Consider the following 20,624-nt stretch of genomic DNA (forward strand, 5'->3'; position numbering starts at 1 on the left):
CCGATTGTTTTAAGGAGGTGAGATTGGAATGGGTAGAACACTAGAAAATAAAAAAGAAATAGTAGCTGACCTCAAAGAAACTTTGAGTGAGTCAACTCTGGCACTGGTAATTGATTATCAGGGGCTAACAGTTTCGGAAATAACAGACTTACGGCGGCGGCTGCGTCCTAGTGGCACCGTTTGTAAGGTGACTAAGAACACTCTCATGGGCATTGCCATTGAAGGTGATGACAAATGGCAACCTCTGTCAGAATTACTCAACGGTTCTTCCGCCTTTTTGCTGGTAAAAGACGATTTTTCATCGGCAATTAAGGCATACCAAGAATTCCAAAAAGTCACCAAGAAGACAGAACTTCGCGGTGGTGTACTGGAAGGTCGCCTACTCAAAGAACCTGATGTCAAGAAACTGGGAGACTTGCCATCTAAGGAACAACTCATCGCCCAAATTGCTGGGGCTATCAACGCTTTGGCTACCAAGATTGCTGTGGGTATCAACGAAGTTCCTGGTTCACTAGCTCGTGCTTTGAAGGCTGTGTCCGACCAAGAGCAAAGTGGTGGTAGCACCGAAACCGCTGCTGTCGAAGATAGCAGCACCGAAAGCACTGCTGAAGCTGCTGCTGAATAGACTTCGTGGTTCATTCATCAGTCAAAAGTCAAAAGTCTATAGTTAAAGACCAATGACCCATGACAAATAAATAATCAAACTTACAGGAGTTATATCAATGTCTGCTGCAACCGATAACATTTTAGAACAACTAAAAACCCTTTCTTTGCTGGAAGCTTCTGAGTTAGTCAAGCAAATTGAAGAAGCTTTTGGTGTAAGTGCTGCTGCACCTGTTGGCGTAGCAATTGCCGGACCTGGTGTTGTTGCTCCTACTGAAGAAGTTGTTGAACAAACCGAGTTTGAAGTGATTCTCGAATCAGTCCCAGCTGATAAGAAGATTGCCGTGCTGAAGATTGTCCGGGAATTGACCGGTTTGGGTCTGAAAGAAGCTAAAGACTTGGTGGAAGCTGCGCCCAAGGCAGTTAAAGAAGGTATTGCTAAGGATGCTGCTGAAGATGCTAAGAAGCGCATCGAAGAAGCTGGCGGTAAGGTAACTATCAAGTAGTCACAATTCTATTACCAGTTTTTTATTAAGGAGCCTAACTTAGGCTCCTTTTTTATAAATTGCCTCTTACGGTTCGGTGCAAACTTCACCAGATACCTTTCGTCGTGGAAGCCCCAGCTTTTAAGCATCTACCGTGTATACTGGAGTTTATGACTAAACCATGAAAAACGACCCAGCACGGCTGAGTTAATAACAGACTGAACAAACTTTGATATTAAACCGCAATAGCTGGTTCTTTCCGTGGCTTTGTTGCTCGTTTTTTAACAGTGGGATATCGGTTTTTACCTCTTACCACGGGCTACCAATCATAGTGAATGGTGCCCAATAAAACGGATGGGAGAGATTACCAACGATATTCTGCTGTAAGTAGCTTGCCATTTGCGGTGGCAAAGATACGCCTCGATTTATGCCAGTTAATTGATTACCTTCAATTCGCACTTTGCCCTGAATCATTGCTAACTGTGCTTGTCGCAGTGCTTCTGCTTTTATCGGTGCAGTCTTTAACTGGCTGTAAAACTCCGTCATTAGCCCTAGAGTTCCGGCATCTGAGACATACCACAAACTGGCAATAGCTGACTTCACACCCGTTTGGATTGCTAACCCTGCAAAACCCAACTCCGCCTGTTCATCTCCAAAAGCAGATTTACAAGCACTTAAAACCAGTAATTCCACTGGCGGCTTATTCCATCCCAATTGACGTACTTGATCTAACCGCAGTTTGGTATCGTACAACTGAATATATGATTTACTTGATTGTCCAGGCACAAAGTCTACGTGAGTTGCTAGGTGAATCATCCCATAAGGATTTTGTCGGCGTTGTGCCTTGAGATTGTTTAGGGTAAAGTCTTTATTCAGGAGGAATTTACCTGGCCATAATTTCTGGACGATGGTAGAAACTTCTAGAGGTACTGCCTGTAAAGGATTTTGATTTTGGTCTTTGGTAAATTCACTAGCTCCCATTGCCAAGACTTGAGAGTTTTTGATATCAACATAGCTAGTATCAGTGAGGTCGCTTTGGGTGCTAGTAAACCTCTTTCTACAGCTAATTTAGAAGACCAATTAAGATTGTTACGAACTGACCCCCTACTGTCAAATGTAGAAGCTAGCTTACGCACAGGTAATGAAGTTGGTCAAAGTATTCTGGTAGTCAGAGTTACTGAAGCTAATGCCTTTGATGGCTCAGTAAGTATTGATAATTATTCCCCTCCTAGTGTTGGTTCTGAAAGATTGGGTTTTAATGCTAGTTATCGAAACCTCACCGGTATCGGTGATGAACTTGCAGCAGCTTATTACCGCACAACTCAGGGAGGCTCAAATATTTATGATTTTAGCTATCGAGTACCGTTGAATGCGATGAATGGTACTTTACAACTACGCACTACTATTAACAACAATAAAGTCGTCCAAGAACCTTTGAATGCCTTTGATATTCGGGGAGAGTCTCAGTTATATGAAATAAGTTATCGTCAGCCTTTGGTGCGATCGCCTCGTGAAGAATTCGCTTTATCATTAGGCTTTACTGTCCAAAATGGTCAGACATTTACTTTTGCAGGGCCAACACCTTTTGGCTTTGGGCCTGACACAGAAGGTAATAGTCGTACCCGTGTTATTAAGTTTGGTCAAGATTATGTGCGACGAGATGTTAATGGTGCATGGGCATTGCGATCGCTATTTAGTTTAGGTCTTGGTAGCTTTGATGCCACCATCAACCCTGATCCTGTTCCCGATGGTCGCTTTTTCAGTTGGTTGGCGCAAGTCCAACGGGTGCAACGGTTGACTAATGATAATCTCTTAATCGCCCAAGCCGAAGTACAATTAACACCCAATGGTTTATTACCCTCTCAGCAATTTGTGATTGGCGGTGGTCAATCTTTGCGCGGTTATCGGCAAAATGCTCGTGCTGGCGATAACGGAGTCCGATTTTCACTAGAAGACCGCATCACTCTAGAAAAAGACGAATCTGGAAATTCGATGCTGCAAATTGCTCCATTTTTTGATTCAGGAGTTATCTGGAATGTAAATGATAACCCCAACCAATTACAGAAACAGAAATTTTTAGCAGGTGTGGGTTTAGGAGTTTTATGGGAACCTTTACCAAATCTAAATATGCGGCTAGATTATGGTCTTCCTTTAATTAACTTAGACGATCGAGGTGAAAACGCTCAAGATCATGGCTTTTATTTTAGTGTAGGATATAGACTTTGAGCATTGGTGTCTACTTTTGCTGGAAATAGATTAACTGTTGGCTTCTATGCCCGCCCGGAAATAAACTTCTTTGGCTTTTAGGCTAAAGTCTACTGAAGTAGACTGGAGGTTTTTGGCGATATTTAGTCATCTTCAGATGGCTTTACCTATTATACGGGAATTTCAATTCCCGGCGGACAAGCGGTTTCACGTTAGTTGACACCAATGGACTTTGAGGCTTTGCAGATAGTTTGGCTGCAACGGAATGTATCGGAAATGGGGCTTTAGACTATTAATCGGATTCTTCGGGCTGTTAATACTATTGAATTTGGGTTCTCGTTTGGGAGCAGAGATTTTTTGGTTTCAGGAAGTCGGCTATCTCCCAGTATTTCTATTGAGGGTGATGACTGGTGGGGTTTTGTGGGTAGTGGTGGCTGGCATAACTGCTGCGTATCTACTGCTAAACTTGGCTTTAGCACAGCGGCTAAAATATCCCCAGTCTCCAAAGATTGAGTCAGCACAACTTGGCAGTGAATTAACAAATTTCCTCAGTCCTGATTATCGAAGACGTAACGAAAGCCAAAGACTTGCGCCACAACGCTTTCAAACATTGAGATTGCGCTGGTTGTTACCTGTAGCTTTGGTACTGAGCTTGTTAATCGGGTTAATTTTAGCCCACTATGGTCAAATTGCTCTTGCCTATTGGCATTCTCCCGTTAATCAGGCTAATCTAACCATTCCCGCACTTTTTCGACCAGAGACAATCTGGCAACTATTGAGGCAGATTATCTCTCAAGTCTCGTATCTGGGCTTAATAGGGGGAGTAGCGATCGCAATCTTAATCTATCCTCAATTTTTATTAACTGCGATCGCAATTTTGTTCAGTCCTATTTTTGCATTCATCCTCTTCCAACACTGGCCAAAGGTGCTGCAATATTTCCACCCTACTCCTTTCAACAGCACTGAGCCTTTATTTGGTCGAGATATCAGCTTTTACGTATTTTCTTTACCTTTTTGGGAACTGTTAGAACTCTGGCTGATGGGATTATGTTTGTATGGCTTCATCGCCGTTACTCTCACTTATCTCCTTTCAGGAAACAGTTTAAGTCAGGGAATTTTCCCCGGTTTTTCGCCCCAGCAGCAGCGCCATTTATATGGTATGGGTGGTTTATTGATGCTGGTGGTGGCTCTGAGTTATTGGCTAAGTCGCTATGAACTCGTGTATTCTAGCCGGGGAGTCAGTTATGGGGCCAGCTATACCGATGTCACAGCCCAGTTGCCAGCTTACACTGTCTTGTGCATCTTGGCAGTGGCGATCGCCTATTACCTACTTTGGCGAACATTTTTCTGGCGATCAAAATCTCAGCATCGCCGCTTGGTATTTTATAGCTTAGGGGTTTATCTCTTATTAGTTGCAATAGCTGGCATTGTTCTACCTACTGTAGTGCAATATTTAATTGTCCAGCCGAATGAGTTGCAACGAGAGCAACCCTATATTCAGCGTACTATCGCCTTGACTCGCCAAGCATTTGATTTAGAGGCGATCGATGCTAAAACTTTCAACCCGCAAGGAACATTGACTGAAGCAGATATTCAAAAGAATAACTTGACAATTCGGAATATTCGCCTTTGGGATCAGCGGCCACTGTTAGAAACTAACCGTCAACTGCAACAAATTCGGCCATATTATCGGTTCCCTGATGCTGATATCGACCGATACACTTTAGTAACAGATATCACTTCACGCCGACCACCTACTCCGCAAAAAACGATAGAGCCACAGGAAGCAGTAGAATCTACAGAAAGGCGGCAAGTATTGATTGCTGCTAGAGAATTAGACTACAGTGCAGTGCCACAGGAAGCTCAAACATGGGTAAACCGCCATTTAATTTATACCCACGGTTTTGGGTTTACTGTTAGCCCAGTTAATACAGTTGGTCCGGGTGGGCTACCAGAATATTTTGTTAAAGATATTAGCGGTGATAGTAGCGCCCTCACAACTTCCAGTGAAGCCATTCGTCAAAGCATTCCCATTGGGCAACCCCGGATTTATTACGGTGAGATTACTAATAGCTATGTGATGACTGGCACAAGAGTTAGAGAGCTAGACTACCCTAGTGGAAGTGACAATGTTTACAACTCTTACGATGGACTAGGTGGCGTTGAAATCGGTTCAGCATGGCGGCGCTGGCTATTTGCCATGTATTTGAAAGATTGGCAAATGGTGCTAACGCGGGACTTTTTGCCAGAGACAAAATTGCTACTGCGACGGAATGTTAAGCAAAGAATTCAAGCGATCGCACCCTTTCTGAAATTTGACAGCGATCCTTATTTAGTCGCTGCTGCTGCTAATCAAGATTTTCCCAGTAATCCCAGTTATCTTTACTGGATTGCTGATGCCTATACAACGAGCGATCGCTATCCTTACTCTGACACTGGTAGCGATGGTATCAACTACATTCGCAATTCTATCAAAGTCGTGATTGATGCTTACAACGGCACTGTTAACTTTTATATTGCCGATTCAAGCGATCCGATCATTGCCACTTGGGCAGCGATATTTCCCAAAATGTTCAAACCGCTCAGTAAAATGCCAGTCAATCTCCGCAGTCATACCCGTTATCCGGTGGACTTTTTTAAAATTCAATCTGAGCGGTTGATGACTTACCACATGACTGATCCTCAGGTATTTTACAATCGGGAAGACCAGTGGCAAATCCCCAACGAAATCTATGGCAGTGAACCTCGACCGGTAGAGCCGTATTATTTAACTACTAGTCTACCCACAGTACCTTTTGTTGGGGAATCCTCCCGCAGAGAAGAATTTATTCTACTTCTCCCCTATACTCCCAAACAACGGACTAATTTAATCGCTTGGCTAGCCGCGCGATCGGATGGCAAGAACTATGGTAGGCTAGTCTTGTATGTCTTTCCTAAAGAACGCCTGGTTTATGGAACAGAGCAAATCGAGGCGCGAATTAACCAAGACCCAGTAATTTCACAGCAAATTTCCCTGTGGAATCGCCAGGGATCGAGAGCTATTCAAGGCAATCTCCTAGTAATTCCCATTGACCAATCGCTGCTATATGTCGAGCCAATCTATCTAGAAGCCACGCAGAATAGTTTGCCAACTTTAGTACGGGTAGTGGTGGCTTACGAAAACCGGATTGTCATGGCACAAACCTTAGAACAAGCATTGCAGGGAATTTTTAAACCAGAAGTTACACCAGCGCCGGCAATTATCCGTCCCTTTGAAGAAGCAGCCCCGCCAGGTTAAATAATTTTAAGACTAAATCGTTACATAGCTGACAATAGTCAGAGATTGCCATTAACAAAATTTATTGCAACAGACATAGTTTAATGTTCAACATAATGTAATAGACACTAAAAGTTAATGGACATGCTACAAAATAACCAACTAGAAATCCGTCACATTAATCCTGAAGTGAGACAGTTGATTAAAATGTACGCCAATGTTAATAACTGTACGCAGTCTGAGATGTTGGAGCGCATTGTTTTGGAGTGGAACGCCCAACAAAGCGAGAGCGAAAGACCACCAGGAGACGAAGATGAATAGTTTTTTGCTACAATCCTTAATCTTCTTGTAACGAGAGATTTTAATTAATTTGGCTCTCTAATTCAAGAAAAACTTTCTAGAGATTGGGTCTTGTTTGAGGGATTGAATAAAATCCCTCAAAGTCATCATACTGCCTGTTAAGGTGAACTTAGGAGTGCCATTTTGAGCAACGATTCTCACTTCACCATCTTGGATCTGAATCTTATTTTTAATGCTATCCCATAGAGTATCAAAGCTCTCATCATCCTTACAACCATTGGCTTCAAGGAACTTTTGGCGTACTTCTGTTTTTAGCGCTAGTGCTTCTGCTGCTTGAGTACGTGCCTCAAAGTGCCTAATTACATCTTCATAAGCACTTTCCCTCAAAGTTTTATTTTCAGTCTGAACTTGTTCTAACTGAGTTTTTGTGGCTTGCAGTTGGGAGGCTAAAGCCGATGATTTCTGATATTCAAGTTTTAAGGCTTGTTTTGCATTGGCTAACAAGGTTTTATAATCTAGCTGATCTCGATCTTGATTTTTTTCGGCTTGCATTTTTATCTCTCGATCAACAGATTTTTGGTGTCAACTCTCGCTAGTGTTGTCAGGTAACTAACGAGAGTTTAGTAAATTTTCTCTGTGTTAGCTGAGTATAGTTATTTCACCAATAATGGTGATTCAGAAGTAGGATTTTCCTGGATACTACTTAAACAACAACTAATGTGCGAACGGATAGCTCGCTCGTAGACTCCAGTCTGCTGAGTGCGTACTCCTACAGCTTGATATATTAAATTCACTTCTGGAAATTCAGACCAATACATCAAAAAAATGTCTTTAGCTGGAGTAATAATTTCATAATTATTCTCTTGTCTTTTCTTTCTGAGCTTACAATTATTTAGTTGTAATTTTTGTCTGAATAGTTTTTCAAATTCTAGAATTAAATCTGAAGTATTTTTCATGGGTTATACACGTTAAAACGTGTTAAGGATGCAAAGATTATCTGGTGATATTATTTAAGTATGACACTTCAGATACCTCTTATAATATAGTGTATCAGTTATCGGCTATTTGAGAAGGGGATTCAGTCGTCGGGTAATTTGTTGGTGCAGCCTCCCGTAGAAAAAAGGCTGTGCGATACCTACGGCGGGCTACGCCTACGCTCAAACCGATTGATTAGGATAGCCTAAACCTAGATATATCAATAAACTCAGCCAAAGGACATCCAAGTTTTTCTGTATAATTTAAGCTAAGAGATGGCATCACCCACATTGTTTTCTCTAGCATTAAGTATTTGCTCTGCGGTTAGCTGTAACTCTGGGAAGATAGTAGATGCGATCGCAGCATTTCCGGCAAATCTGGTTTCTTCATAAAACCCGTCAACTAATATCAGTACGGTAACTGCATTTCTTTGGGGGTCAACAATCCAATATTCAGCAATTCCCCTTGCTGCATACTCGGAACGTTTGTAGCGATAATCCCGATCTGCGTTAGCTTTGCCAGGAGAAACTACTTCGACAACTAATGCTGGAGGCGGCATATCCAAGGTAATTGTGGATCGCGTTGCGCCTTCTAAGGCTGCTGCGAGTTCATCCGTCAGCACAACTAAGTCAGGAATGCGAGTTGTCGCACGAGAACCAGCAACAATAATTTCAACTTTATTACTTAACCGATTGAACGAGGTGAACTTGAGGAAATTGACTAGCAAAAATAGAGATATCTGGACATTTTTTGGGCTTTCGGGTGGCATTGCAACTAACTCACCTGCCACTAGCTCATATTGATTATCCGTGCGATCTTCATACTTCAAATATTCTTCAAGGGTTAGACGTTTACCAAGCTGTTGACTCAGTTCCGTAAGTTTTCCGCCAACCCCCAGCACCGCTTGCTTCATCTGTTCTTCAGTCACTTCTGGAATGTCAGAAAGATCAACGTCCTCATCTTGCATTGCATTAATCCTCTCTCAATCAGTTTGAGAAGCTTTAAAAGAAAATGATTTGCTCACATTAGCAAAACACTATAACAGACCTAAAAATTACTAAACTTCATCATGAGTGCCGATATCAATTAGCAAAATTTCCTCTTCACCAGATTCTATATTTTGCACAAAGTTAAAAACAATATGACAATCATAGTCCACTGAACACGCCCAAGCTCCAGAGAGTTTGCCCTTAAGTTTATGGGTCTGCAACAGTGGATCAAATGGATCGGCGGTTAGTAATGCTAACCGCTCTTCAATTCACTCTTGTAATTGCGGCTGTCGTCCTATCAATCGCTTAAATGCTCGTTTAAAGGAGGATGCCAGGACTACAGTTTTCACTTACGTAACTCATCAATTATCTGAGTAACGGTTCCACGGAAAACTTTACCCGTCTGGTATTCTACCTGTGCTTGAGCGATATTAGCAGCAATTGCAGAACGCCGCCGTTCTGCCAGCCGGTGACGTATCAGATCAATTAGTGTTTCTTGTTCATCTACTGATAAGTCTTCGATGCTTTCTAGAACTTGATCTAACCTGGAGAATGAAGTCATTATCGAACAGAATTCAGGAGTCAGGAGTCAGAATTCAGCAATGTTTTCTGTATGACTGGCGGATAGTGCAGCGGTAGCGAGTATTTTCTAGTCGCGTCTGAATAATCGGCGTTTTTGCACCCCCACCAAATTTTCGATTTGGTGGTAAACAAGAAAGTCGCGGATCTGAATCCCCGGCTGTAAGCGTTGCGTTAGCGAGTCTTGTCTGCGACACGCTACGCGACCGAGCGTCTTGATTCTGACTCCTGAATTCTGACTTCTTCTTCAATAATACATAACTATTACATAAGTCCTAAAATTGCTGCAAAAATCGCAAATCACTAGCATACAAGCGGCGAATATCATCAATTTGGTGTAACACCATTGCAAACCGTTCTACACCAAAACCAGCAGCAAACCCTGTATAAACTTCTGGATCATAACCCACAGACTTAAGTACATTTGGATCGACCATACCGCAGCCCATCACCTCTAGCCACCGTCCATTCCACTGCAAATCTACCTCAGCAGAGGGTTCAGTAAACGGGAAATAACTGGCGCGAAAACGAATAGGTAAATCGCCAAATATTGCTTGTAAAAATACTTTAATTGTGCCTTTGAGGTCTGTAAAAGTTAGTCCCTCGTCAATGGCTAAAAGTTCTATTTGATGGAAAACTGCTGAGTGAGTCGCGTCTACATTATCTCGCCGATAAACTCGCCCTGGAGCCACAACCCGAATTGGTGGTTCTTCTCTTTCCATGTAACGAATTTGCACTGATGAGGTGTGAGTACGTAAAAGATTCCCATCTGGCAGATAGAAGGTATCTTGCATATCACGGGCGGGGTGGTCGGGCGGGGTATTGAGAGCCTCGAAATTGTAGTAATCTGTTTCCATCTCTGGCCCTTGAGCCACGGTGTAGCCCATACCAACAAAGATATCCAGTGCCCGATCGATAATGCCATTGAGGGGATGAATGCGACCTTGGGGGCTGTAAATTCCCGGCATAGTCACATCCAGAGTTTCCGCCTCTAGCTGTACCTGAATTTGTGCGGCTTCTAAGGTAGCACGTTGCTGGTCTAGACTAGTTTGCAGGGATTCTTTGACTGTATTGGCGATCGCACCAATTTTCGGTCGTTCCTCTGCGCTCATTTGCCCCATACTTCGCAACAGTGCCCCTAGTTCCCCTTTCTTACCCAGATAGTTAACTCTGAGTTCTTCCAGACGTTCTAGGGTGTCGGCGGCTGCGATCGCTTTTTCTCCTTCTTGCCGCAGTGCTAAAAGTTGAGCTTCTAAATTGCTAGTCATTAGTTATTAGTCATTGGTCTTTAGTCATTAGTCTATAGTCAAAAGCTGTGAACTGGTCGATAAATAAACTTACAGTCATATCCATTAACATCAGCTAAAGATGAGAGTCGAAATTAAACCTCTGTTTATCAGTTAGAGAGGTTGGGCTAGTAAAGTGGGCGCAAAAATCCGCCTAACATCCCAGTTAACAAGACTTGGAGATTGAGCAACTTGTCTTAAAAGTAAGCAAACTTCTGCCACAGTGTACTAGTGAGTATCCATGTTTTTTTGCTGCTTGTGACTTCAGACATTGACAAATGGCTAATAACAAATAACAAATAACTAATGACCAATGACTAATGACTAATGACCAATGACCAATGACTATGAAATTACTAATTAGCAACGATGACGGCATTTCTGCCTTAGGGATTCGTACCCTAGCCAATTACTTGGCAGAGGCCGGTCATGATGTGAGTGTAGTTTGTCCAGATCGAGAGCGATCGGCAACTGGACACGGGTTAACTTTACAGCAACCCATTCGTGCCGAAATTGTTGAAGGGATTTTTCATCCTGCTATCAAAGCTTGGGCTTGCGATGGTACACCTTCAGATTGCGTCAAACTAGCGCTGTGGGCTTTACTCCCGACTCCCCCCGATTTGGTTCTCTCTGGCATTAATCAAGGTGCGAATTTGGGAACTGAAATCTTGTATTCCGGTACTGTTTCTGCGGCAATGGAAGGTCTAATTGAAGGCATTCCCAGTGTAGCCCTCAGTCTTATGAGTCACACATCGAAAGACTTTCAACCTGCTGCGAAGTTTGCCAAAATTCTCGTAGACCAGTTAGCCCAAAAACCGCTGCCAGATTTGATGTTGCTCAATGTCAATATTCCTGCGGTCAAGTGGGAAGAAATTGCCGGTGTTACTCTCACTCGTCAAGGAATACGGCGTTACATTGATGTATTTGATAAACGAGTTGATCCTCGTGGAAAAACGTACTACTGGCTAACCGGAGAGGTAACTGAAGACGTGGAACCCCCAACAGGATTAAACTTGCCTCAAAATGTACCGACAGACGTGCAGGTTGTGCGTAAAAACTACATCAGTGTAACGCCGTTACAATACAATCTTACATACGCAGATGGACTAGATAAATTATCTGAGTGGGAATTCAATTTTCCTTGAATCATCTGATTTATCAGGACAAAACTGGGGTTGTGTAAATGCATCATAGAAAAATGTAGGCTATAACGTAGGGGCACTCTTGAAATAAGCGATACACATCCACCCCAAAAACTGGAAAATTCTAACTGACAGTATTTCATTCACATTTACACAATCAACCAGAAACAGGGTATGCTGTTTTACCAAGAAATCCTCCCTCTAGCAAAATCGGTGAGACAGCATAAACTTAGACAAAATAAGTAAAAATTCTTCCAAATTATCGCCCGCTCAGTCCAGCAAGCAACACCCATGTCTAGGATAGAGAACCAATTTACCGTACAATTTTGGGGCGTCCGCGGCAGCATCCCCAGTCCAGGGCCACACACCGTTCGTTACGGCGGTAATACCCCTTGCATATCAATGCAAGCGGGCGATAAGCGCTTAATTTTCGATGCTGGCACAGGACTACATGTTTTGGGGCAATCTATGTTGCGCCAAATGCCGTTAGAAGCTCACATATTTTTTACCCACTCTCACTGGGATCACATGCAGGGTTTTCCCTTCTTTACCCCAGGGTTTGTGAAGGGTAATGACTTTCATATCTACGGGGCGATCGCACCTGATGGTTCTACCATAGAACAGCGCCTCAACGATCAAATGTTACACCCGAATTTCCCCGTACCCTTGCAGATTATGCAGGCCAATTTAAATTTCTACGACATTCGACCGGGGCAACCAATCCACATCGATGACGTTACCGTAGAAACAGCACCTTTAAATCATCCAGGTGAAGCCGTAGGATACCGTGTCAATTGGCGTGGTGGTGCTGCTGCTTACATCACTGATACCGAACATTTTCCCGATCGACTCGATGATAATGTGCTGTGGCTAGCTCGTAATGCCGACATCTTAATTTACGATTCTACCTATACAGACGAGGAATACCACTCCCCAAAATCCCCAAGAATTGGCTGGGGACATTCTACCTGGCAAGAAGCTGTGAAAGTGGCACAAGCTGCTAACGTCAAAACTCTGGTGATTTACCACCACGATCCAGCGCATGATGACGACTTTTTGGATCGTGTAGGCAAACAAGCCGCTGCAAAATTTCCTGGCGCTATTATGGCACGGGAAGGATTGGTGCTTCAGATTCCAACCTCAGTAGCCTTATCAGAATCTTTTCCTGTTAGTAAGTTTTCTACCTAAAGATTGCGATCGGAGGAATTGGAGATTTTTAGATTAGATTGGTGATCAGAAGCTTTCAGCGCGATCGCGTACCTATTGCACGCTGAGACAGCGCTGCTTAGAGTTGTCAAAACGCCACGGGATCGGGACGACAACAGGAGGAAACAGTTTATCGATTCACCAACACAGCCCAGACACCCACAGATGACCTCTCTTGCGGCTGATGCTCTGGGTAAGTCTCAAGACGAAACTAGAGCCTTTTTAGCTCTAGTATTTGGGATTATCTGGACTTAGCAATTAGCTGTAAAGCTAAGAAATCATCTTGGGCAACTTTCTTTGGGTTAGGCTTTTGGCTGATAGCACAAAACCTCAGATGTATTTGGTGGAAGTTCAGACGATCTACAAAAGCTGTCCTCCTCAACAGGTCGCGCCCATTCCTTTCCAGCAAGCTAGGGATGGCAGTTGATCCACTTGGGCAAATCTCTTTGTGAGAAGACCGCACTGCCTCAGGAATGAGCGCTCCAAGACTGGCTATTGGGTACTGTATGCTGGTGAATAAATTCTTTTAAGATTTACTTGGGGTATGAATCCTCATACTTATCTTCCCCAGTCCCCAATTCAAAGCGGTTTACCATAGGGTAGCTTCCTGCTGATAGCTAAAATAAACCTAAAATCTCAGAATCCACGTGCTAAATTTGTCTAAAAATGGGTGTTCTGTGCGGGTTGCTTCTTCAAGCGAAGGGCTGCTAACGCCGACTGCTGTTGCCCTTGGCAAGTTTGATGGTGTTCATCTTGGGCATCAAAGAGTAATTCAACCAGTCTTGCACGCTGGTGGTAACTTGTCAGTAGCCAGTAGTCGGCAGTCAAAGGAAAATCAACTGGCAAATCAAGAATATACCTACTCAACAGTTGTCACCTTTGACCCCCATCCACAGGAATTCTTTACGGGGCAACCCCGGACTTTGCTAACGCCACTGGATGAAAAAGTCCAACAATTGCGATCGCTTGGGGTAGAACAACTGGTACTATTACCCTTTGACAAAGAATTATCTGCACTGAACCCCGAAGAATTCGTCGAAAAAATTCTTGTGCAACAGCTGCGATGCCAACAAATTAGTATCGGGCAGGATTTTTGTTTCGGCGAAAAGCGTAGTGGTACTGCTAAAGATTTGCAATTACTCGCCGCCAAACACAATATTCCCGTTACTATCGTTCCCTTACAAACTTATACAGGTGAATCGCCCATCGAAAGTAGTTGCGTCAGTACTACTCAGACTCAAGATGCCCGCATTAGCACTTCATTGATCCGTCAAACCCTTGAGCATGGCGACATCGAAAACGCAAATCTACTACTAGGACGCCCTTACACTCTCCTTGGTGATGTCATTCAAGGTCAACAATTGGGCAGAACAATTGGCTTTCCCACCGCCAACCTCCAACTACCAAAAGACAAGTTTTTGCCCCGCCAAGGAGTCTATGCTGTCCGCGTTTTCACTCTCAGCGAAATATCAGACACCGCTCCTAGTGAGAACTTGGGCGTAATGAATATCGGCAATCGCCCAACTGTAAATGGTACTTATTCATCTGCGGAAGTACATTTATTTGATTGGTCTGGTGATTTGTATGGCAAAAAACTAGTTGTGCAGCTAGTTAAATTTTTGCGCCCTGAACAAAAATTTCCTTCTCTCGAAGCCCTGAAAACACAAATTCAACTTGACTGCGTTGTTGCTAGAGAAGTTTTGGGTGCTTAGTGGGAACAATAGATAGGGCATTGGAAGAGGCAGAGGTGCGGAGGGGCAGAGGGGCAGAGGGAAAAAACTTACTGCAACTTCTCCTCTGCTCCCCTGCTCCCCCACTCCCCACTCCCCACTCCCCATTCCCTACAACGCATGAGAGAAAAAATCGACGCTTTAACAAAAAATCTAGCTCTTACCATCGTTGGCAAAGCTGAGGCAATACGCTTAGTGCTAGTTGCCTTCTTAGGTGGTGGTCATGCTCTCCTAGAAGATGTCCCTGGAGTTGGTAAAACCCTGCTTGCTAAATCCCTAGCTCGTTCACTGGATGGCAAGTTTCAACGGCTACAATGTACCCCCGATTTACTACCAACGGATATTACTGGTACTAACATCTGGAACCCCAAAAGCGGCGAATTTACTTATCTTCCTGGGCCAGTCTTTGCCAATATATTACTAGCTGACGAAATCAACCGCGCTACACCCCGTACTCAGTCAGCGTTGCTAGAAGTTATGGAAGAATATCAGGTAACAGTTGATGGTGTCTCTCGTGTAGTTCCCCAGCCCTTTTTTGTGATTGCAACTCAAAACCCGATCGAGTATCAAGGTACTTTTCCTCTGCCAGAAGCGCAAATGGATCGGTTTATGTTGTCCCTGAGTTTGGGCTATCCTTCTGAGGGAGAAGAACTCCTGATGCTGCAAAATCTCCAAAAGGGTGTAAAAGTTGCTGATTTGCAGCCTTGCATTACTTTGGCAGAAGTACAGGAATTGCGTTACCTCTGTTCTCAAGTAAAAGTGGCAACTTCCTTGCAACAGTACATCCTCGAATTGGTGCGGGCAACACGCCAAGATGAGGAAATCGCCCTTGGTGTCAGTCCGCGCGGCACATTAGCATTACAACGGGCTGCCCAAGCGCTAGCTTTTCTATTAGGTCGTGATTATGTCATTCCTGATGATGTAAAATTTCTCGTCCCTCATGTTCTTTGCCATCGTCTTATCCCTAGAGGAGGACGCAATTCCAGAACTGTTGTGGAGCGATTATTGCGATCGGTTTCTATTCCTTAATTTCAGGTGAGTTTGATGAACTAAAAAACAATACACTTGGGTTAAGCGCTATCTGTACAAAATCGTGGGTTTTTGAGTTTTTGAGACGCGATAAATCGCCGTCTCTACAAGTGTTTGAACTAAAAAACCGCTATGCAGGGTGGCGGTAACTCTATTTTTTGCTGTGGAGGATATTTGTTTGTGTTGCTTGTCTTAGACACCGCTTTTAACAAGGATCAAAAAAGTGATTATGTCAGATTTGAATAAGGATTTGCTTGGCAGATATTAACTTCAGTTTCCTGATATTGGCAGAATTTCAGTGTGTTAGAATCTCCTACAAAATCAGGTAGAGAAAAGATGAAAGCGATTGAAGTTACTGGCAGGATTGACTCTCAAGGAAACCTAGTTTTAGATGAGCCGATTCAGGGAAACACTTATCCTCATCAGGTTCGGGTGATTGTGTTGGTTCCAGAACAAGCAGAAGCAGAAGAGATTGACCCTGATGATACACCCGTTGAGGAGATTAAAGCTAGCTTGAGGAGAGCCTTGCAGCAAGCAAAAGCTGGTCAACGCCTGCCACTATCTCAAATGTGGGAGGGAATCGATGCCGAATGAACAGCCATCAATATTCATCGATTTAACTCCTGAATACAAACACAACCTGCGCGACCTTTCAAAGAGATTTCGCAATATTCGCTCTGATGTTCAACCGATTATCGAGCAATTACAGCAAGGAAATTTTTTCGGCAATCGCATTGCTGGCATTGGTGAGGAGTATATTATTTACAAGGTGAGAGTTCGCAACAGTCATATCCAAAAAGGTAAGAGTGTTGGATATCGACTGATTTATCAAGTGGAGTCGCCTACAAGTATTTTGCTACTAACGATTTATTCAAAATCTGACCGAGAAGATATTGGTGTAAATGAAATCCGAGAAATTTTAGCTGATTTTGACAGTGGGGAAAGTTGAAACTGCTAGGAAATTTTTCTTGCATAGCTCAGTGGTGCGCTGAATAAATATTTATATTACTGTTGTGGATATGTTAAAGATGCGTTGCTTGCCAAAACTACTTACGCAAAATTTAAAACACTACCAATACTGCGTAAGTCTTATGATTAGCACAAGCGCCACTTTTAAATATCTGGGAATGTGAGGAATGTCAATTTTTGTTAAGCGCAAAACCCGCGATCGCGTTTCGCCATCACTCTTAGGCGATCGCCAAGCGCTACAGCAAAGCGCTGAACGTGAATTCAAACGCCAATTTTTCGGTTTACTTCTGGTAATTGTAACCTGGAGTTTAGCTATGGGCTGGCTTCTAGCCTTGGCAACTAACGCCCAAAGTGCTACTCCCACCGCCGAAATTGGCACTGTTGACGTAGTACCTGCACAATACAAACTAGGACAAGAACTGTATTTAGAAAACTGCTCCACATGCCACATCGGCTTACCACCAGCAGTTTTACCTACCCAAACTTGGAAAAATCTTCTGCAAGATTCGCAGCACTACGGCGCACAACTCAAGCCTTTAGTCGATCCGCCGCGCATATTGGTGTGGAAATATCTTTCGACTTTCTCGCGTGTGCAGCTAGACGACGAAGAAACGCCATATCGCCTCAACAATTCGCGTTATTTCAAAGCTTTGCATCCAAAAGTGAAGTTACCACGTCCAGTCCAGATTAGCAGTTGTGTCAGTTGTCATCCCAGTGCTAGTGATTACAATTTCCGTCGCCTGACAGCAGAGTGGAAGTGAAGAGAGAAGTTAGGAGTGCGAAGTTAGGAGTATAGGAGTTGAAAAATTCATAACTCATAACTCCTAACTCTATTCCCCCACTCCCTCTCTGGCCCCATCTGGGGGCAAAATGATACTATGAAGAAAGACTAAATATAAGATAAGAGTTAAAACCAATCATTGTAATAGACTGATTGGATAGTTTTTCTCCTGTTTTTGCGGTAATTCTCATTTCAAACCCATCCACGACCAAGACGGTTAGGCTGGGTTAAATGTTTATAATCAATGCCAACCCTGTAATTCCCATCCCCTTGATTCAGTTCTATAACCTGCCATGCTAAAACTTTTGTTGGGCGACCCCAACGCTCGTAAGCTTAAAAAATACCAACCTTCTGTTACTGAAATTAACCTTTTAGAGGAAGAAATTAAGGCTCTTTCTGATCATGAATTAAAAGGTAAAACCGTTGAATTTAAACAACGACTCGCCAAAGGCGAAACCTTGGATGACATATTGCCAGAGGCTTACGCCGTTGTTCGGGAAGCAGGACGGCGAGTCTTAGGCTTGCGGCACTTTGATGTCCAACTCCTTGGCGGTATCATTCTGCATGTAGGGCAAATTGCCGAAATGAAAACCGGCGAGGGTAAAACACTAGTTGCTACCTTGCCAAGTTATTTAAATGCCCTCACTGGTAAAGGTGTACACGTCATCACCGTGAACGATTACCTGGCTCGTCGGGATGCGGAATGGATGGGACAGGTGCATCGGTTCTTGGGGCTGAGTGTAGGGCTAATTCAGGCAAGCATGACTCCCAGTGAACGCCAGAAAAACTACGACTGCGATATCACTTATGTTACCAACAGCGAGGTCGGCTTCGACTATCTGCGGGATAACATGGCGACATCAATGGCAGATGTGGTGCAACGCCCGTTTAATTATTGCGTAATTGACGAGGTGGACTCAATTTTAGTTGATGAGGCGCGGACACCACTGATTATTTCTGGGCAGGTGGAAAGACCTACAGAAAAGTATCTACAAGCTGCTGAAATAGCATTCACACTTAAAAAAGACGAACATTACGATGTCGATGAAAAAGCTCGTAACGTTCTATTGACAGATGAAGGGTTTGCTGAATCGGAAAATCTTTTAGGAGTCACAGATTTATTTGACCCAGAAGATCCTTGGGCGCACTTTGTTTTCAATGCAATTAAAGCCAAAGAACTTTTCCTCAAGGATGTAAATTACATCGTCCGCAATGGGGAAGTGGTAATTGTGGATGAATTTACTGGTCGGGTGCTAGCCGGAAGGCGTTGGAGTGATGGATTACACCAGGCAATTGAAGCTAAAGAACACGTAGAAATTCAGCCAGAAACTCAAACTCTAGCGACAATTACCTATCAAAATATGTTCTTGCTGTATCCCAAACTCGGTGGGATGACAGGAACGGCAAAAACCGAAGAACCGGAATTTGAAAAAATTTACAAACTCGAAGTTGCGGTAATTCCCACCAACCGCGATCGCCGACGCGAAGACTTGTCTGATATGGTGTTCAAAACAGAACCAGGCAAGTGGGGGGCGATCGCTAGAGAATGTGCCGAAATGCACGAACTCGGCAGGCCTGTATTAGTGGGAACCACTAGTGTAGAAAAATCCGAACTTCTCAGTCGCCTATTGAAAGATTTAAAGATTCCTCACGAATTACTCAACGCCCGTCCCGAAAACGTCGAACGTGAGGCGGAAATCATCGCCCAAGCCGGACGGAAGGGTGCTGTTACCATTGCTACTAACATGGCTGGTAGAGGTACAGACATCATTTTGGGTGGGAACTCCGAATATATGGCGCGTTTGAAGCTGCGGGAATACTTCATGCCCCGCATTGTCCAGCCAGAAGATGAAGATAGCTTTGGCGTGCAAAGAGCAGCCGGATTACCCACAGGACACGGCGGTGGTCAAGGCTTTGTTCCTGGTAAAAAAGTCAAAACTTGGCGGGCTTCACCAGAAATTTTCCCTACCCAGTTGACCAAAGAAACCGAAAAACTACTCAAAGACGCAGTAGAAATTGCAGTGCGTGAGTATGGCGAACGTAGCTTACCCGAACTCGAAGCTGAAGAAAAGGTAGCTGTGGCAGCAGAAAAAGCTCCCATCGATGACCCAGTAATTCAGAAATTGCGGGAAGCCTACAACCACGTTAAGCGAGAGTATGAACAATTTACGACCCGCGAACACAATGAGGTCGTAGAAATTGGCGGTTTGCACGTAATTGGTACAGAACGCCACGAATCGCGGCGGATTGACAACCAGTTGCGCGGACGTGCAGGGCGACAAGGCGACCCCGGAACCACAAGATTCTTCCTTAGTTTAGAGGATAATCTACTACGGATTTTTGGTGGCGATCGCGTTGCTGGATTAATGAATGCCTTCCAAGTGGAAGAAGATATGCCCATCGAATCTGGTATGCTTACCCGCAGTTTGGAAGGCGCCCAGAAAAAAGTTGAAACCTACTACTACGACATTCGGAAGCAGGTATTTGAGTACGACGAGGTGATGAATAATCAACGTCGTGCTATTTATGCTGAACGTCGCCGAGTGCTAGAAGGTCAAGACTTGAAAGAACAGGTGATTAAATACGCCGAAAAAACGATGGATGACATCGTTGATTACTACATCAACATAGACTTACCCTCGGAAGAGTGGGAGTTAGAAAAGTTGGTTGAGAAAGTCAAAGAATTTGTCTATCTACTAGCAGATTTACAAGCTAGTCAATTAGAAGATATCACCGTCAGCGAGATTAAAGCCTTCCTCCACGAACAGGTGCGAATTGCTTACGACCTCAAAGAAGCGCAGATTGACCAAGTTCAACCCGGACTGATGCGCCAAGCGGAACGCTTCTTTATTTTGCAACGCATTGATACCCTGTGGCGGGAACACCTGCAACAAATGGATGCCTTGCGCGAATCGGTGGGATTACGTGGTTATGGACAAAAAGACCCGCTGATTGAGTATAAGAGCGAGGGGTATGAATTGTTCTTGGATATGATGGTTAACATTCGCCGAGATGTGGTGTACTCGTTGTTTATGTTCCAGCCTCAGCCTCAATCACTGGTGCAGGCTTCCTCTGAAATGGTATGAAGA

At 43.8% G+C, this 20,624-nt stretch carries 19 protein-coding genes and 1 pseudogene; 13 read left to right on the forward strand and 7 right to left on the reverse strand.

Going from position 1 to position 20,624, the window contains the following annotated elements; genetic code table 11:
* The first annotated feature begins 28 nt into the window (after positions 1-28).
* The gene (gene rplJ, locus FD723_RS15955) at positions 29-625 is read left to right on the forward strand and encodes a 50S ribosomal protein L10 (protein WP_179066190.1); all 597 of its coding nucleotides are present in this window, start codon (positions 29-31) and stop codon (positions 623-625) included.
* 97 nt (positions 626-722) lie between these two features.
* Complete coding sequence (gene rplL, locus FD723_RS15960) at positions 723-1,109, forward strand: 50S ribosomal protein L7/L12 (RefSeq protein ID WP_179066191.1); 387 nt, start codon at positions 723-725, stop codon at positions 1,107-1,109.
* A gap of 288 nt (positions 1,110-1,397) precedes the next feature.
* Here rplL and FD723_RS15965 read toward each other — a convergent pair whose 3' ends face one another.
* The gene (locus FD723_RS15965; protein WP_256875193.1) at positions 1,398-2,075 is read right to left on the reverse strand and encodes a CHAT domain-containing protein; all 678 of its coding nucleotides are present in this window, start codon (positions 2,073-2,075) and stop codon (positions 1,398-1,400) included.
* Between the two features lie 36 nt (positions 2,076-2,111).
* On the opposite strand from FD723_RS15965, the pseudogene FD723_RS15970 reads away from it, so the two are divergent.
* From FD723_RS15970 to FD723_RS15980, 3 genes and pseudogenes are all read left to right on the forward strand, one after another.
* Positions 2,112-3,314, forward strand: a pseudogene (locus tag FD723_RS15970) (ShlB/FhaC/HecB family hemolysin secretion/activation protein); the annotation flags it as partial.
* A 244-nt stretch (positions 3,315-3,558) separates the two neighbouring features.
* The gene (locus FD723_RS15975; RefSeq protein WP_179066192.1) at positions 3,559-6,570 is read left to right on the forward strand and encodes a UPF0182 family protein; all 3,012 of its coding nucleotides are present in this window, start codon (positions 3,559-3,561) and stop codon (positions 6,568-6,570) included.
* Positions 6,571-6,687: 117 nt separating this feature from the next.
* Entirely contained in the window at positions 6,688-6,870 is a 183-nt protein-coding gene (locus FD723_RS15980; protein ID WP_179066193.1) for a hypothetical protein, read from the forward strand.
* Positions 6,871-6,927: 57 nt separating this feature from the next.
* Here FD723_RS15980 and FD723_RS15985 read toward each other — a convergent pair whose 3' ends face one another.
* From FD723_RS15985 to pheS, 6 genes are all read right to left on the reverse strand, one after another.
* Positions 6,928-7,401: a hypothetical protein gene (locus FD723_RS15985; RefSeq protein ID WP_179066194.1), complete on the reverse strand. Its 474-nt coding sequence runs from the start codon at positions 7,399-7,401 to the stop codon at positions 6,928-6,930.
* A gap of 101 nt (positions 7,402-7,502) precedes the next feature.
* Positions 7,503-7,805, reverse strand: coding sequence for a hypothetical protein (locus FD723_RS15990; protein ID WP_179066195.1), 303 nt, complete (start codon positions 7,803-7,805; stop codon positions 7,503-7,505).
* 287 nt (positions 7,806-8,092) lie between these two features.
* Positions 8,093-8,737, reverse strand: coding sequence for a Uma2 family endonuclease (locus FD723_RS15995; protein ID WP_179069166.1), 645 nt, complete (start codon positions 8,735-8,737; stop codon positions 8,093-8,095).
* Positions 8,738-8,881: 144 nt separating this feature from the next.
* On the reverse strand, positions 8,882-9,034 hold the full coding sequence (locus tag FD723_RS42845; RefSeq protein ID WP_256875194.1) for a hypothetical protein: 153 nt from the start codon (positions 9,032-9,034) through the stop codon (positions 8,882-8,884).
* Between the two features lie 125 nt (positions 9,035-9,159).
* Positions 9,160-9,375, reverse strand: a complete 216-nt coding sequence (locus FD723_RS16005) for a hypothetical protein (RefSeq protein WP_179066196.1) — start codon at positions 9,373-9,375, stop codon at positions 9,160-9,162.
* 292 nt (positions 9,376-9,667) lie between these two features.
* Positions 9,668-10,660: a phenylalanine--tRNA ligase subunit alpha gene (gene pheS, locus FD723_RS16010; RefSeq protein ID WP_179066197.1), complete on the reverse strand. Its 993-nt coding sequence runs from the start codon at positions 10,658-10,660 to the stop codon at positions 9,668-9,670.
* A gap of 365 nt (positions 10,661-11,025) precedes the next feature.
* On the opposite strand from pheS, the gene surE reads away from it, so the two are divergent.
* The 8 genes from surE (at position 11,026) to secA (ending at position 20,621) form a co-directional block, all read left to right on the forward strand.
* Positions 11,026-11,823, forward strand: coding sequence for a 5'/3'-nucleotidase SurE (gene surE, locus FD723_RS16015; protein WP_179069167.1), 798 nt, complete (start codon positions 11,026-11,028; stop codon positions 11,821-11,823).
* 288 nt (positions 11,824-12,111) lie between these two features.
* Positions 12,112-13,008, forward strand: coding sequence for an MBL fold metallo-hydrolase (locus FD723_RS16020; protein ID WP_179066198.1), 897 nt, complete (start codon positions 12,112-12,114; stop codon positions 13,006-13,008).
* A 665-nt stretch (positions 13,009-13,673) separates the two neighbouring features.
* Positions 13,674-14,738, forward strand: a complete 1,065-nt coding sequence (locus FD723_RS16025) for a bifunctional riboflavin kinase/FAD synthetase (protein ID WP_179066199.1) — start codon at positions 13,674-13,676, stop codon at positions 14,736-14,738.
* Between the two features lie 138 nt (positions 14,739-14,876).
* Positions 14,877-15,785 carry a MoxR family ATPase gene (locus FD723_RS16030; RefSeq protein ID WP_179066200.1) on the forward strand — a complete coding sequence of 303 codons (909 nt, stop codon included), beginning with the start codon at positions 14,877-14,879 and terminating at the stop codon, positions 15,783-15,785.
* A gap of 336 nt (positions 15,786-16,121) precedes the next feature.
* On the forward strand, positions 16,122-16,379 hold the full coding sequence (locus FD723_RS16035) for a hypothetical protein (RefSeq protein ID WP_179066201.1): 258 nt from the start codon (positions 16,122-16,124) through the stop codon (positions 16,377-16,379).
* Complete coding sequence (locus FD723_RS16040; protein WP_179066202.1) at positions 16,369-16,734, forward strand: type II toxin-antitoxin system RelE/ParE family toxin; 366 nt, start codon at positions 16,369-16,371, stop codon at positions 16,732-16,734. Before FD723_RS16035 ends, FD723_RS16040 begins: the two co-directional genes overlap by 11 nt.
* 187 nt (positions 16,735-16,921) lie before the next feature.
* Positions 16,922-17,515 (forward strand): cytochrome C, encoded by a 594-nt coding sequence (locus tag FD723_RS16045; protein WP_179066203.1) that lies wholly within the window; start codon positions 16,922-16,924, stop codon positions 17,513-17,515.
* Between the two features lie 313 nt (positions 17,516-17,828).
* A complete protein-coding gene (gene secA / locus FD723_RS16050; RefSeq protein WP_179066204.1) occupies positions 17,829-20,621 on the forward strand; it encodes a preprotein translocase subunit SecA in 2,793 nt (930 codons plus the stop codon).
* The last annotated feature ends 3 nt before the right edge of the window (positions 20,622-20,624 follow it).

Source organism: Nostoc sp. C052 (genome assembly GCF_013393905.1).
GTDB lineage: Bacteria > Cyanobacteriota > Cyanobacteriia > Cyanobacteriales > Nostocaceae > Nostoc.

Excerpts from the sequence above, each read along its gene's own strand:
- rplJ (WP_179066190.1), top strand. The coding sequence starts at position 29 with ATGGGTAGAACACTAGAAAATAAAAAAGAAATAGTAGCTGACCTCAAA.
- rplL (WP_179066191.1), top strand. The coding sequence starts at position 723 with ATGTCTGCTGCAACCGATAACATTTTAGAACAACTAAAAACCCTTTCT.
- FD723_RS15975 (WP_179066192.1), top strand. The coding sequence starts at position 3,559 with ATGTATCGGAAATGGGGCTTTAGACTATTAATCGGATTCTTCGGGCTG.
- FD723_RS15980 (WP_179066193.1), top strand. The coding sequence starts at position 6,688 with ATGGACATGCTACAAAATAACCAACTAGAAATCCGTCACATTAATCCT.
- FD723_RS15985 (WP_179066194.1), bottom strand. The coding sequence starts at position 7,401 with ATGCAAGCCGAAAAAAATCAAGATCGAGATCAGCTAGATTATAAAACC.
- FD723_RS15990 (WP_179066195.1), bottom strand. The coding sequence starts at position 7,805 with ATGAAAAATACTTCAGATTTAATTCTAGAATTTGAAAAACTATTCAGA.
- FD723_RS15995 (WP_179069166.1), bottom strand. The coding sequence starts at position 8,737 with ATGAAGCAAGCGGTGCTGGGGGTTGGCGGAAAACTTACGGAACTGAGT.
- FD723_RS16005 (WP_179066196.1), bottom strand. The coding sequence starts at position 9,375 with ATGACTTCATTCTCCAGGTTAGATCAAGTTCTAGAAAGCATCGAAGAC.
- pheS (WP_179066197.1), bottom strand. The coding sequence starts at position 10,660 with ATGACTAGCAATTTAGAAGCTCAACTTTTAGCACTGCGGCAAGAAGGA.
- surE (WP_179069167.1), top strand. The coding sequence starts at position 11,026 with ATGAAATTACTAATTAGCAACGATGACGGCATTTCTGCCTTAGGGATT.
- FD723_RS16020 (WP_179066198.1), top strand. The coding sequence starts at position 12,112 with ATGTCTAGGATAGAGAACCAATTTACCGTACAATTTTGGGGCGTCCGC.
- FD723_RS16030 (WP_179066200.1), top strand. The coding sequence starts at position 14,877 with ATGAGAGAAAAAATCGACGCTTTAACAAAAAATCTAGCTCTTACCATC.
- FD723_RS16035 (WP_179066201.1), top strand. The coding sequence starts at position 16,122 with ATGAAAGCGATTGAAGTTACTGGCAGGATTGACTCTCAAGGAAACCTA.
- FD723_RS16040 (WP_179066202.1), top strand. The coding sequence starts at position 16,369 with ATGCCGAATGAACAGCCATCAATATTCATCGATTTAACTCCTGAATAC.
- FD723_RS16045 (WP_179066203.1), top strand. The coding sequence starts at position 16,922 with ATGTCAATTTTTGTTAAGCGCAAAACCCGCGATCGCGTTTCGCCATCA.
- secA (WP_179066204.1), top strand. The coding sequence starts at position 17,829 with ATGCTAAAACTTTTGTTGGGCGACCCCAACGCTCGTAAGCTTAAAAAA.